This is a genomic window from Corallococcus interemptor, assembly GCF_003668875.1.
GTDB lineage: Bacteria > Myxococcota > Myxococcia > Myxococcales > Myxococcaceae > Corallococcus > Corallococcus interemptor.
This window is the reverse complement of sequence record NZ_RAWM01000003.1, coordinates 120893-133786: the sequence shown is the minus strand read 5'-3', so window position 1 is coordinate 133786 and position 12894 is coordinate 120893. Positions and strand designations below refer to the sequence as shown.

Sequence of the window (12894 nt, the reverse complement as noted above, 5' to 3'; positions counted from 1 at the left end):
CTAGCCTTCCATCCGCTCCAGGCGCCGCGCCTCGTCGCGGGCCACGTCCGCCAGCGCTCCGGCCCGCTCACCTTCCGCCAGCGGCACCAGCGCCTCTGGCGGCAGCTTCCGGCACAGCCCTTCCGCCTCGCGGTAGGCCCGGGCGGCGGCGGCGGCCTGGTCCTGCCGGCGCAGCACGTGGCCCAGGAGCAGGTGGCCCACCGCGAGCCCCGGCTCCAGGTAGAGCGCCTGCCGGGCGGACCGCTCCGCTTCGGGCAGCCGCGCCCGTCCCAGCAGCAGCAAGGCCTCCAGATACCGCAGACCGGCGACCAGTGGGTGACGAACCGAGGCCTCCTCGCAGGCGTACAGCGCCGCGCGCGGATCCAGGTTGGCCAGTGCACGAACCGCGGCCAGGGCGCCTTCCGGGTCGGCCGACTGGGCCCCCGCCCGCCGGGCGGCCTCGCGCCAATCGCCCCGGGCCAGCGCCGCGCGCACGGCCTCCAGCGCCTCCACGCTCAGCGTGAAGCGCGTCCGAGTCCCGGACGTGGAGGACTCGCCGGGGCGCGCCGCGGGTGGCCCTCCCGCGGGAGTGCCCCGGACCGGCGCGGGTGTGCTGGCGACCGGCGGAGGCGGGCGGAACCCGGGCAGGGGCGGAGCGGGAACCGTCGCGGGCAGCGGCGGCAGAGGCTGAAGCGGTTGGAGCGGGACGAAGTGCCCCGCGCCCGAGCCGGCCGGGGGCTTGCGGTACAGCACGCCCCACTCCGTGAGCACGGGCTCCAGCGGCGCGTAGTCCGCGAGCGGCGGATCCGACGGACCCGTGAACAGATACCCGCCGTCCTCCAGCGACGCATGGAGCCTGCGCGCCACGCCCTCGATGGTGGCGCGGTTGAAGTAGATGAGGACGTTGCGGCAGAAGATGACGTCCAGCTGCCAGACGCCGCTCTCCGCGGACGGCCACGTCTCCAGCGCCAGGTTGAGGTAGCCCAGCTGCACGTGGCGCTTCACGTCCGGGGACAGCCAGTAGAAGCGGCCCTCCTGCTTCAAGTGGGGGCGCATGCGGTCCGCGGAGGGACCGCGCAGGGACCAGTCCGTGTAGCGGGCCTGCTGGGCGCGCTGCAGCGCCGTGCGCGACACGTCCGTCGCGCGCACGGACATGCGCTCCTCCCAGCCCTCGGCCATCAGCAGCGCGGCGATGGAGTAGGGCTCCTCGCCGGACGAGCACGCCGCGCTCCACGCGCGCAGCAGGTGTTCCTGTCCCCGGCGCTCGCGCAGCTCCGGCAGCACCACGCGGCGCAGGTGGTCGAAGTGCTCGTGGGTGCGGAAGAAGTACGTCTCCCCGATGGTGAGCTCGGTGAGCAGGTCGTCGAACAGCGCGTTGTCGTAGGACAGCTCGCGCAGGTAGGCGTCCACGTCCTCCTGGTTGGCGCGGGCCATGGCGCGCTGGATGCCTTCCATCGCGGCGGCCAGGCAGCTGGGCGCGGCGAGCCCCGCGCGCTCCTCCACCAGGGCGAGCACCTCCTTGAAACCCCGGGGGAGGACGCCGCCAATCAAGCGGGCTCCGGAAGGGCTCCGAGCGCGGTGTCGAGTTGCAGCGCCTCCGCCTCGGAGAGGAACGCGCGCAGGTCGTGCACGAGCACCAGCCCGTCCGGAAGCTTCGCGGCTCCGGCCACGAAGCCCACGCCCGGCAGCTCCCGGGGGGACGGGTCCCACTCCGCGGCGGTGACGGCGTGCAGCCCTTCGGCCCGGTCCACGCGCATCGCCACGCGCCGGCCACCGGCGGACGCGACGATGAAGTGGTCCATGGGGGACAGGGCGCGAGCGGGGTGGCGGAAGCGGCGGCGCAGGTCCAGCACGGGCAAGAGGTCCCCGCGCAGGTTGAGCAGTCCCTCCACCACGTCGGGCGCCTGGGGCAGGGGCGTGAGGCGCGCGGCGCGCACCAGCTCGCGCACGTCCTCCACGGGCAGGCCATAGCGCTGCCGCTCCAGGGTGAACAGCAGGACTTCCTGTGGGCGGGCCTCCGGGGGGGAATTCATGGATGCGCGTCGCAGGCTACAGGAGGCCAGGCCCCCCGGGGATTCAGGATGTTGGCCCGTCTACCAGCGAACGCTCGCAGGCGGGTCCCCTGGGAGCCAACGCCTGGCGGAGCGCCTGGAGTCCCGGACGGAAACGCTTTTTCGTCCGGGCCGTCCTGCAAGGACAGTCGCCAGCCGGCACGGGGCCGGGCATCGTGAGGCACATGGTTCAGCACGTCATCGTCGTGGGCGCGGGCCCTGGGGGCCTGACGGCCGCCATCAACCTCGCGGGGCAGGGCTTCCGGGTCACCGTGGTGGAGAAGGACGCGGTGCCCGGCGGCCGCATGAAGGGCCTGACGCTGGGTCGGGACGGCGAGTACGCCGTGGACACGGGCCCGTCCATCCTCCAGCTGCCTGGCATCCTGAAGCAGATCTTCTGGCGCTCGGGGAAGCGGCTGGAGGACTACGTCACGCTGGTGCCGGTGGATCCGAACACGCGCGTGCACTTCTGGGACGGCACGCACCTGGACACGCGGCGGGACCTGGAGCGGATGGGCCAGGACCTGGAGAGGTTCGGCGCGGGCAAGGGGCGCGCGCTCCAGGAGTGGATGGAGGACGGGCGCAGGAAGTACGCGCTCGCGTACGAGAAGTTCATCTGCACGAACGCGGGCAGCCTGGACTACTACGCGCCGTGGCGGCTGGCGCCCACGCTGCGCTTCAAGCCGTGGCAGACGCTCTACAAGCAGCTGGACTCGTTCTTCCACGACGACCGGATGACGTACGCGCTGGCGTACCCGTCGAAGTACCTGGGGCTGCACCCGACGACGTGCTCGTCGGTGTTCAGCGTCATTCCGTTCATCGAGCTGTGCTTCGGTGTGTGGCACGTGCAGGGCGGCTTCCGGGAGCTGGCGCGCGGCATGATGAGGTGTGCCCAGGACCTGGGCGTGACGTTCCGGATGGGCACGGCGGTGGAGCGCGTGCGCACGGAGGCCGGGCGCGCGGTGGGCGTGAAGCTGGCGGATGGCGAGGTGCTGGACGCGGACGCGGTGGTGGTGAACGCGGACCTGGCCTACGCGGCGCAGAAGCTGCTGGCGCCGGAGCTGCGGGAAGGCACGCGGCTGTCGGACGGAGCGCTGGAGCGGGCGAAGTATTCGTGCAGCACGTTCATGGCGTACTACGGCGTGGACACGACGTACGCGGACCTGCCGCACCACCTCATCTACCTGTCGGAGAGCGCCCGGCGCACGGACCGGGACGCGCTGGAGGACCGCACGGTGGACGTGGACGACCCGCCCTTCTACGTGTGCAACCCGGGGGTGACGGACGGCACGGGAGCACCGAAGGGGCACTCCACGCTGTACGTGCTGGTGCCCACGCCCAACACGGCGCGCTCGGTGGACTGGGCGAACACGGAGGCGACGCTGCGCGAGCGCATCCCGAAGATGCTGGAGAAGGTGGGCATCAAGAACCTGCGCGAGCACGTGAAGGCGGAGCGCTACTTCACGGCGGAGACGTGGCGGGACGACTTCAACGTGTTCCGGGGCGCGGTGTTCAACCTGTCGCACACGTGGATGCAGCTGGGCCCCCTGCGGCCGCGCGTGAAGAACGCGCAGGTGGAGGGGCTGTACTTCGTGGGCGGCGGCACGCACCCGGGCAGCGGCCTGTTGACCATCATGGAGAGCGCGAACATCGCGGCGGACTACCTCACGCGCGAGGCAGGGAAGGGGCCGCTGAAGGGCTGGCCCTACGTGCCGCCCATGGAGGACGCCGGGGAACAGCCGCCGCTCCGCATGGCGCGGAGCGGCTGAAAGGGGGCGCGTCGGGTCGTCCCATGTCAGACCTCCCCGCTAGGTTCGGCGACATCGTCGAAATGGGGGGGCACCATGGCGCTGGATTGGAAGACCTTGCTGTGTGACACGCGGATCCGCGAGGCGGAAGGCGGCCGCGGTTCGACGCCGCTGGAGGACGATGGCCGGACCCACTTCGACCGGGACTACGATCGGGCCGTCTTCTCCGCCCCCGTCCGGCGCCTGAAGGACAAGACCCAGGTCTTTCCGCTGGAGCCGAACGATGCGGTCCGGACGCGCCTGACGCATTCCATGGAGGTCTCGACGCTGGCCCGAGGCCTCGCGCGGGGTGCGGCCCGGTGGATGCTGCGGGAGCACCACCTGGAGTCCGTCCAGCAGGTTCTCGACATCGAAGCCATCGCGGCGACGTGCGGCCTCATTCACGACCTGGGCAACCCCCCGTTCGGTCATGCGGGAGAGGAAGCCATCAGCAGCTGGTTCAAGAAGAACTTCGGCGAGGCGGGGCAGGCGCTCTACCCTGGGACGGAGCGGCTTCCAGCGCGTGTCGGCCAGCTCCGGAACGATTTCTTGATGTTCGAGGGAAACGCCCAGACGCTACGCATCGTGTCGCGCCTTCAACTGCTCGCGGACTCCTACGGGCTGAACCTGACGGTGGGAACGCTGTCGGCCGCGATGAAGTACACCGCTGCTTCGGATGCGACCTCCGAGGGTGGATCCGCCGACACGAAGAAGCCGGGCTACTTCGCCTCGGAACAGAACAAGGTCGACCTGATCCGGTCGCTCACGGGCACTGGCTCCGCACGCAACCCCATCGCATATCTGGTCGAAGCCTGTGACGACATGGTCTACGCGACCGTGGACATCGAGGACGGGGTCAAGAAGGGCATCGTGAGCTGGCGGGCAGTCGAAGCCTTCCTGGAGCAGCACGACGACTCTGGCATGGCGAAGTCCGTCCTCAAGACCGTCCACGAGTACATCGAAAAGGCGGACACGCCGCTGGAAGGACGGGCTCGGGACGAGGCCCTCGCGCAGCACTTCCGGACGGTGGTCATTGGCGAGTCCAAGAAGGAAATCCTCGCGGCCTTCCAGCGGAACTACGCCCGGCTCATGCAGGGCGAGGCGCTGGAGCAGGGGGACCTCATCAGCGCCAGCGGCGCGTCCCGCCTCATCGAGGTGTGCAAGCGGTTCGGGCGCGAGCGCGTCTACAGCGCCCCGGAGACGCTCCGGCTGGAGACCCTGGGCCGCCGTGTCATCCATGGATTGATGGACATCTTCTGGGAGGGGGCCCGCGAATGTCCGGTCCCCGTGGACACCACGGGCAAGGCCTGGAAGAAGTTCAACAAGAGCCCTGAAGGCAAGGTCTACAACCTGCTGTCGAGGAACTACCGGACTGCGTTCGAAGCCGCCTGCAAAAGCTCAAGCCTTCCTCCGCTGTATCACCGCTACCAGTTGGTGACCGACTACGTCTGTGGAATGACAGACACCTTCGCTTGCGACCTTCATGCGCAGCTCACCCACGGATAGCGCGGTCATCCACGATCCCGTGGGTGCCTTGCGCAGGCGTCTGAGCGACTTCGTCACCCGTGTGCCGCATCCCTGGCACGGTGCGATGCGGACGCTCCTGGACGTCTTCCGGGAGCATGGCTGGGAGGTCTTCGTCTTCGGAGGAACGCTGCGGGACCTGCTGGCCGTATCGGCGACGGCGGCGCCTCGCGACGTCGACCTGGTCGTGGCGGGAACGACGGGGGAGGCGCTGCGGGAGGCCTTCGCCCGGGAGCTGGTCCGGGTCAACCGGTTCGGAGGGCTGCGGCTCCAGGTCCAGAAGCTCCCGGTCGATATCTGGACCCTGGAGTCCACCTGGGCCTTCCAGCAGAAGCTCGTCCCCGGAGGGGACTTCGCCCACCTTCCGAGGACGACCTTCCTCAACGTGGAGGCCGTCGCCGCGGAGCTGGATACCCGCAAGGGGCGTGCGCGCCAGGTGTACGGAGACGCCTTCTTCCGGGCCGTGCGCGAGCGGGTGCTCGAAATCAACCTGGAGGAGAATCCCTACACGGGGCTGTGTGTGGTCCGGTCCCTGCTCACCGCGCGGAAGCTCCACTACGCACTGGGACCCCGGCTGGCGCGTTACATCGCCCATCACGGCTCCCGGGTGGATGCAGCGGAGTTCGAAGCCATTCAGCTCTCCCACTACGGGCGTGTTCGCCTGGACCGGGACCAGTTGCTGCGCCTGATTCGAAGCGTGAGCGGGAGGTTGGCGGTCACGCGGCAGCGGCCTGTCGAGCTGCCCCAGGCGCGTCAGCTCGAATGGACACTGCCGCGCCCCCAGCAACTCGACTGGCACTTCCTGCGGAGCACCGGCTGACCCTTGTCAGGGGCGGCAGCTCACCTCCACGAGGATGCCGCCCGGGGCACGGCAGTAGACCAGGGTGCCCCGGTTGTTGCGGATGACGTCGGACACCTCCAGGCCGTCCGCCTTCACGCGCTCATGGAAGGCGAGCACGGGGGCTTCGGAGTCCTGGAGGAAGCCGACGTGGAAGTCCTTAGGGAAGACGTCGGTGTCGCGCTTACGGCGCTGGAGGACGAGCACGAAGCCATCCGTCCCGCCGAGGATGGCGATGGCGGGCGAGTCGTGGTTCTTCGCGTGCGACGTGAAGCCGCAGTAGCGCGTGAAGAAGCGGGCGGTGGCCTGGACGTCGGGGACCTGCAGATCAAGGTGATTCAGCTTCATGGTGGACCTCGCGAAGGCGCACGAGTGCCTTCGAAGGGCCGTGGGTCCTGAATCCCGAAGGAGACGGACAAGTGCTTCCACCATGGAAGTGACCGGGGCTCACCGAACCGGTCCGCCGTTTTTCGACCGGGGCTGAAGCTAATGCAATGGCAGACGGAATGCCAGACTAGGAAACGTACCGCTCCGCCAGCTCCGACACCTGCCCCGTCGCCTGGGCCACCGCCGTCGCGGCCTCCTGCGTCGTGCCCAATTGCCGCAGCGTCGCGGCCATCAGCTCGTCCATCTCGCTCACCGCGCTGAACAGCTGATCCACGCCCGCGTGCTGCTGCGCCACCGCTTCGGCGATCTGCCGCACCGCCGCCGCGGACTCGTGCGTGAGCTTGATGAGTTCCCGCAGCCGCTCGCCGCTCTTGCGCAGCGGCACCAGCGCGGCCTCCACGCCCGCCGAGCTCTTGTCCGCCGTGGTCACCGCCTCACCCGTCGCGGCCTCCATGCCCTCCAGCAGCCCGCGCACCTGGCCCGTGGCCTTGATGGACTGGTCCGCCAGCTCGCGCATCTGCCGGGCCACCACCGCGAAGCCCCGGCCCTGCTCGCCCGCGCGGCTCGCCTCGATGGCCGCGTTGATGGCCAGCATGTGCGACTGGTCCGCCAGCGACTTCACCACCTCCGACACCCGGCCCACCTCGCGCGCCCGCGTGCCCAGGTCCACCACCTGCTGGTTCAGCCCGTGCGTCAGGCCCCGGATGTCGTCCAGCCCCTGCTCCGTGCCCGCCAGCGACTCCTCGCCCAGCTTGCCCATCGCCGCGGCGCGCTCCGCCACCTGCAGCACGCTGCCCGCGCGGCTGGCCGCCAGCTTCGACATCTGCTGGATCTCCTGCGCCGTCGTGCGCGCCTGGTGGATGGCGGACGCCTGCCGCGACAGCGTGCGGTTCTGCTGGTCGCTCGCCTCCGTCAGCCGCGTGCCCGCCTTCGCCAGGTGCCCCGCCGACGAGCTCAGCGCCCGGGGCAGCTCCTGCAACTGCTCATAGAGCAGCCACGTGCGCGCGGACAGGTCGCCCAGCTCGTCCGTGGACACCCACTGCGGCGGCGACGCGCGGCCCTCCACCAGCGCGTCCAGCGACGCCCCCACCGCCCTCGCGCCCTGCGCCAGCCGTCGCGCCGCCCACGCCGCCGTGAAGATGGCCCCCATCGCCGCGAACCCGCCCAGGAACGCCACCGGCAACGTCAGGTCCCGCTGCAACGGCTGGATGCGCGCGCGCACCCGCGCCGCGCCCCGGTACTCGCCCGACAGCTCCAGGTCGTCCGCCAGCGACGACAGGTTCTTCTCCAGCCGCAGCTGCAGCGTGGCGATGCTCGTGATGCAGGTGATCAGCAGCGCGGACACGACGATGGCCGGCAGGAACCAGCTCTGCCGGGGCAGGAACAGGCCCTCGCCCGCGGGGCGCTCGTGCGGCGCGCGGCGGAACGCCTCCAGCGTCACCGGCGCCAGCGCCTTCTCATAGAGCATGTACATGATGGGCGCGCTGAAGAGCCCCGCGCTCATCGCCACCGCCACGCCTACCAGGATGACGCGCGGCGGCCGGCCCAGCGCCAGGCCAATGGCGCCGTTGAAGAAGATGCCCCCCAAAAACCACCCGGACTGCGCCTCCACGAACGTGAGCACGCCCGGCAGCCGCAGCAGCCGCCCCAGCCGCTCCGCGGGGCTCGCCTCCGCCTCCATCGCGTGCCGCAGGAGCGCCCCCACCGCCCCGATGGGCACCACCAGCGCCAGCCCGCCGATGACGATGGGCGTGACGACCCCCAGCACGAACCCCAGGTGGCTCGCGTCCACGTCCAGCAACTGGATGTCGACGTAGATGGCCGGCGCCACCGCGACCGTGACGACCAGCGTGCGCAGCAACAGCAGCCTGAAGAGCAGCGCCTGGGTCGAGGTGGGCGAAGACGGTTTCATCGGGAGATGGGTCGAGGAGGACCGCGCAAGCCTGAGGGCGAAGCGCGGGTGCGTCAATGCAACGTCTTCGTGTCGTGACGAAGACTCCCGGGGCTCCGTGAATAACAGGGACGTAGCGGCCAGGCCGGGCCGGTCGTGTGCCGTTCCGGCTCACGCCGCGCACTGTTCATTGCCTGACAATCCAGGCTGTCGCGTTCGCTCCCCGGCCCGAGCAGGGCGGCCGGGCGGGCGGACGAGCTGCCAGCCCCTGCCGCACGCATGGGACGTGCGCACGTTGTCCTCCACAACGATTCACACACCGACGTCAGGAGGACGCCATGGGCGAGTGGACTGACAAGGCCAAGGGCAAGGTGAAGGAGACCGTGGGTGTCGCGACGGGCGACCGCTCCCTGGAAGCCGAGGGCAAGGCGGACACGCTCAAGGGCAAGGTCAAGGGCGTGGTCGAGGACGTGAAGCACGCCATCAAGGACAAGGCCGACGAGCGCGAGGAAGTGCGTCGCGGTGACGCGGATCCGTATCAGCGCTAGCGGTACACCCCACACCACCGTTGAAACCGTTCGGGCCGCGGGAAGCCAGGTGCTTCCTTCGCGGCCCGGACTGTTCTCAGCGGCGCGTGCTCACTGCCGCATCTTTTCGCAGGGACACGCCACCTCCAGGAAGGTGGTGGATTTGCCGCTGACCATCACCCACAGACAGCGCAACACACAGGCTGTTCCAAACTCCCGGTAGATGAGTCCCAGGTTGGCAACCACCTCACGTCCGGTGATGACCCCGCGCATGTCCCGCTCCCTTGCGTCCTGCCGTCCGACCCGCCGCCCATGGCCCCGTGAGGAGCCGTGCGGAGGTCTTTGCAAAGGGCTGGCCGAGCCGCTGAAAGCGGCCTCCATTCACAAGGTCTCGCGCTGAACGTCACAAACCGTTGAAACACCTGCACTGGACGGACGCCTGCCCCGGGGGCCTTGAACGAAGCGGTGCGTCCCCCTGAAAACGTTACAGAAACAGGACGCCGTCCAGAGGACGGAAGGCCTGCCCGCCTGCCCAATCCGGGTGGCACACGCACGCAGCGCGTTGAATGTATGTCCATGAGGGCCCGCGTGAGCGAAAGGCCCATTCATGCGGTGCGTCCACCGCGGTGGCGCGGAAGGGAGTCGAGATGAAGCCAACCGTGTCTTTCCGAAAGAGCGTGCCGCTGCTGACCGACGGTCTGCCGCGCGGCCAGCGGGGGCTGCGCCGGGTGGCGGTGGGGTTGGACTTCTCCCTGCAATCCGAGTTCGCGCTGGCCCGCGCGCTCCGGCTCCCGCTGGCGCATGGGGCGGCCTTCAGCGTGCTGCACGTGAGCCGGCCGCGGGACGGCCACAAGGGCCCGGACGGGGCGGTGGCCGGCGAGCGGTGCCTGCGCCGGTCGGTGACGTCCGCCGCGAAGCGGCTGCGGCAGCGGCCGGACGTGGACGTGCGCGAGGAGCTGCGCACCGGTGACGCGCCCCACGAGGCGGCGGAGCTGGCCAAGGACCAGGGCGTGGAGGTGCTGGTGGTGGGCCGGCCGCACCCGAGCCCCGCGCTGACGCCGCTGCCGGACGACTGCATGGTGATGCGGCTGGTGAGGGAGGTGGACGCGTCCGTGCTGGTGGTGATGCCGCACCCGGGCCGCGTCTACCACCGGCCGCTCGTCGCGGTGAACTTCTCGCGCGAGTCCCGCCGGGGGCTGGAGCTGACGATGCGCCTGTGTCCGCCGTCGACGCCCATCGAGGTGCTGCACGTGGTGGACCTGCGCGAGGCGGAGGAGGCCCAGCGCCGCCAGGACGCCCCCATGGCGCAGCAGCTGCGGCTGCGGCAGGAGGCGGAGGATGCGGCCCGCAGGGCGCTCGGGCGCTTCCTGGCGCCGTACCGCGAGACGGGCCGCGTGCTGGAGAGCCGCCTGCGCTTCGGGGACCCGCGCGAGTGCATCCTCGCGGAGGCCCATGAGCGCGAAGCGGACCTGCTGACGCTGGGCATGACCACCGCGAATCCGCGCTCCGCGCTGAGCGAGGGCGTGCTGCGAAACTCGCGCTGCGACGTGCTCATCTCCCGGCACGCCGCCCCGTCCACCGCCCTGCCGGACGGCCACGGCACGCCGGCGTCCTGAAAGCAGGGAAGTCCAGCGCGATGGGCGCCGGGGCGTTATGAGGGGCGGCACCTTGCCACGTCCTCCACCCCCAACGCCGACTTCATTCCGCGCCCGCCTGAAGAACGCGGGCGTCCTCTTCAAGCAGCTGCCGGGCACCTTCCGCCTCTTCTGGCGGGCGAGCCCCCGGGGCGCGGTGGTGCTGGGCGCGCTCACGCTGGTGGCCGCGGTGCTGCCGGCGGCCATCGCGTGGGTGGGCAAGCTCATCGTGGACACGGTGGTGGCCGCGGCGAAGGGCGACGCGGAGGCGCACTCGCGCGTGCTGGGGCTGGTGGCCACGGAGTTCGGGCTGATGATCGCCTCGTCCGTGGTGGACCGGGCCCTCACGCTCACCAAGGACCTGTTGCGCGCGCACCTGGGCAACCTGCTCAGCGAGCGCATCCTGCAGAAGGCGCTGGAGCTGGACCTCTGGCACTTCGAGGACTCGGACACCTACGACAAGATGCAGAACGCGCGGCGCGAGGCGAACGCGCGCCCGCTGTCGCTGGTGATGCAGGCGTTCAGCATCGTGCGCAACGTCATCACCCTGTCCACGTACGCGGTGCTGCTGGTGGCGCTGTCGCCGTGGAGCGTGGCGGTGCTGCTGCTCGCGTCCGTGCCCGCGTTCCTCGCGGAGGCGCGCCTGGCCGCGGAGGGCTTCCGGCTGTACTCGTGGCGCGCGCCGGAGGGCCGCAAGCTCAACTACCTGGAGTGGATCCTCACGCGTGACAGCACCGTGAAGGAGGTGAAGCTCTTCGGGTTGGGGCCGCTGGTGCTGGGGCGCTACCGCGAGCTGTTCCAGAAGTTCTTCTCGGAGGACCGGGCGCTCGCGCGCAAGCGCATGGCGTGGGGCCTGGGGCTGGGCCTGGTGTCGCTGGCGGCCTTCTACGGCTGCTACCTCTTCGTGGCCAACCGCGCCGCGTCCGCCAGCATCTCCGTGGGCGACATGGTGCTGTACCTGTCCGTGTTCCGGCAGGGGCAGGCCGCGTTCCAGGGCATCCTCACCAGCGTGGGCTCCATGTACGAGGACGCGCTCTTCATGAGCAACCTCTTCGCCTACCTGGAGATCCCCACCGTGGCGAGCGCTCCCAGGGCCCTGCCCACCGTCTCCCCGCCGCGAGGACGCACCAACGCCATCGAACTGCGCGACGTGTCCTTCCGCTACGCGGGCAAGGAGGCGTGGGCGCTGCGCAACGTGAACCTCACGCTCCGGCCCGGCCAGAAGCTGGCGCTGGTGGGGGAGAACGGCGCGGGGAAGAGCACGCTGGTGAAGCTGCTCTTGCGCATGTACGAGCCCACGGAGGGACAGATTCTGTACGGCGGCGTGGACACGGCGCGGATGGACGCGGACGATTTGCGCAGCCGCTTCGGGGCGGTGTTCCAGGACTTCGTGCGCTACCAGTTCAGCGTGTCGGAGAACATCGGCCTGGGCCACGTGCCCGCGCTGGAGGACCGGCCGCGCATCGAACGGGCGGCGGAGCAGGGCGGGGCCAACTCCGTCATCGCGGCGCTGCCGGCGCAGTACGACACGATGCTGGGTGGCTGGTTCGAGAAGGGCCAGGAGCTGTCCAGCGGCCAGTGGCAGAAGCTCGCCGTTTCACGCGCCTTCATGCGCGACGACGCGGAGGTGCTCATCCTGGACGAGCCCACGGCCAGCATCGACGCGGAGGCGGAGCACGCCCTCTTCGAGCGCTTCCAGGCGCTGGCCGCGGACCGCATCGCCATCGTGATTTCGCACCGCTTCTCCACGGTGCGCATGGCGGATCAGATCGCCGTCCTGCACAACGGCACGGTGCAGGAGCTGGGCAGCCACGATGAGCTGATGGCGCTGGACGGGCGGTACGCGCACCTGTTCCGGCTGCAGGCGCGCGGCTACCGGGACTGAAAAGCGCTTCAGGCCTGGGCCTTGGCTCCGCCGGGCAGGTGGTCCCGGATGACGCCCAGGAAGTACGGCTTGCCGTAGTACTGGCTCATCTTCCCCAGGAGCTTCCCGTTGCGGAACAGGAGGAAGGTGGGGATGCCGAAGAGGCCGAAGCGGGTGGCCAGGGCCTCGTGCTCGTAGGCGTTGACCTTGACGACGCGCATGGGGGCGCCGTCCAGCTCCTTGAGGAGGTCCGGTTCGGCGGCCGCGTAGATGTCGCAGTTGGGACAGCCGGGACCCCAGAAGTCCACCACCACCAGCTCGTCGCGGGGGGCCATGACGAGCGAGTCGAAGGTCTCGGTCGTCGCCTCGATGCTTACGGGATGCGCCATGGGGCCTTCCTAACGCCCGGGGG

The 12894-nt window shown here is 70.2% G+C and carries 12 protein-coding genes; 6 read left to right on the top strand and 6 right to left on the bottom strand.

From position 1 onward, the window contains the following. Together D7X96_RS02185 and D7X96_RS02180 are read right to left on the bottom strand one after the other, a co-directional pair. Complete coding sequence (locus D7X96_RS02185; protein ID WP_120551165.1) at nt 1-1530, bottom strand: CheR family methyltransferase; 1530 nt, start codon at nt 1528-1530, stop codon at nt 1-3. Beyond that, entirely contained in the window at nt 1527-2012 is a 486-nt protein-coding gene (locus tag D7X96_RS02180; protein ID WP_121768845.1) for a chemotaxis protein CheW, read from the bottom strand. Before D7X96_RS02180 ends, D7X96_RS02185 begins: the two co-directional genes overlap by 4 nt. 203 nt (nt 2013-2215) lie before the next feature. On the opposite strand from D7X96_RS02180, the gene D7X96_RS02175 reads away from it, so the two are divergent. The 3 genes from D7X96_RS02175 (at nt 2216) to D7X96_RS02165 (ending at nt 6161) form a co-directional block, all read left to right on the top strand. Beyond that, on the top strand, nt 2216-3799 hold the full coding sequence (locus tag D7X96_RS02175; protein ID WP_121768844.1) for a phytoene desaturase family protein: 1584 nt from the start codon (nt 2216-2218) through the stop codon (nt 3797-3799). Between the two features lie 75 nt (nt 3800-3874). Next, a complete protein-coding gene (dgt, locus tag D7X96_RS02170) occupies nt 3875-5323 on the top strand; it encodes a dGTP triphosphohydrolase (protein ID WP_121768843.1) in 1449 nt (482 codons plus the stop codon). Nucleotides 5324-5408: 85 nt separating this feature from the next. Beyond that, the gene (locus D7X96_RS02165) at nt 5409-6161 is read left to right on the top strand and encodes a hypothetical protein (RefSeq protein ID WP_147468202.1); all 753 of its coding nucleotides are present in this window, start codon (nt 5409-5411) and stop codon (nt 6159-6161) included. Between the two features lie 6 nt (nt 6162-6167). Here D7X96_RS02165 and D7X96_RS02160 read toward each other — a convergent pair whose 3' ends face one another. Together D7X96_RS02160 and D7X96_RS02155 are read right to left on the bottom strand one after the other, a co-directional pair. Beyond that, the gene (locus D7X96_RS02160) at nt 6168-6527 is read right to left on the bottom strand and encodes a VOC family protein (RefSeq protein WP_121724105.1); all 360 of its coding nucleotides are present in this window, start codon (nt 6525-6527) and stop codon (nt 6168-6170) included. A 166-nt stretch (nt 6528-6693) separates the two neighbouring features. Further along, the gene (locus D7X96_RS02155; protein ID WP_121768841.1) at nt 6694-8478 is read right to left on the bottom strand and encodes a methyl-accepting chemotaxis protein; all 1785 of its coding nucleotides are present in this window, start codon (nt 8476-8478) and stop codon (nt 6694-6696) included. 317 nt (nt 8479-8795) lie between these two features. Here D7X96_RS02155 and D7X96_RS02150 point away from each other — a divergent pair, with 317 nt between their 5' ends. Then, the gene (locus D7X96_RS02150; protein ID WP_120551158.1) at nt 8796-9005 is read left to right on the top strand and encodes a CsbD family protein; all 210 of its coding nucleotides are present in this window, start codon (nt 8796-8798) and stop codon (nt 9003-9005) included. Nucleotides 9006-9095: 90 nt separating this feature from the next. On the opposite strand, the gene D7X96_RS40250 is transcribed toward D7X96_RS02150, so the two are convergent. Further along, complete coding sequence (locus D7X96_RS40250) at nt 9096-9257, bottom strand: hypothetical protein (RefSeq protein ID WP_167506485.1); 162 nt, start codon at nt 9255-9257, stop codon at nt 9096-9098. 386 nt (nt 9258-9643) lie between these two features. Between D7X96_RS40250 and D7X96_RS02145 the strand changes: the two genes are divergently transcribed. Both D7X96_RS02145 and D7X96_RS02140 read left to right on the top strand, forming a co-directional pair. Next, complete coding sequence (locus D7X96_RS02145) at nt 9644-10600, top strand: universal stress protein (RefSeq protein WP_233609990.1); 957 nt, start codon at nt 9644-9646, stop codon at nt 10598-10600. 37 nt (nt 10601-10637) lie between these two features. After that, complete coding sequence (locus tag D7X96_RS02140) at nt 10638-12503, top strand: ABC transporter ATP-binding protein (RefSeq protein ID WP_208647257.1); 1866 nt, start codon at nt 10638-10640, stop codon at nt 12501-12503. 8 nt (nt 12504-12511) lie between these two features. Here D7X96_RS02140 and D7X96_RS02135 read toward each other — a convergent pair whose 3' ends face one another. Then, nucleotides 12512-12871, bottom strand: coding sequence for a thioredoxin family protein (locus D7X96_RS02135; RefSeq protein ID WP_120551156.1), 360 nt, complete (start codon nt 12869-12871; stop codon nt 12512-12514). Nucleotides 12872-12894 lie beyond the last annotated feature (23 nt).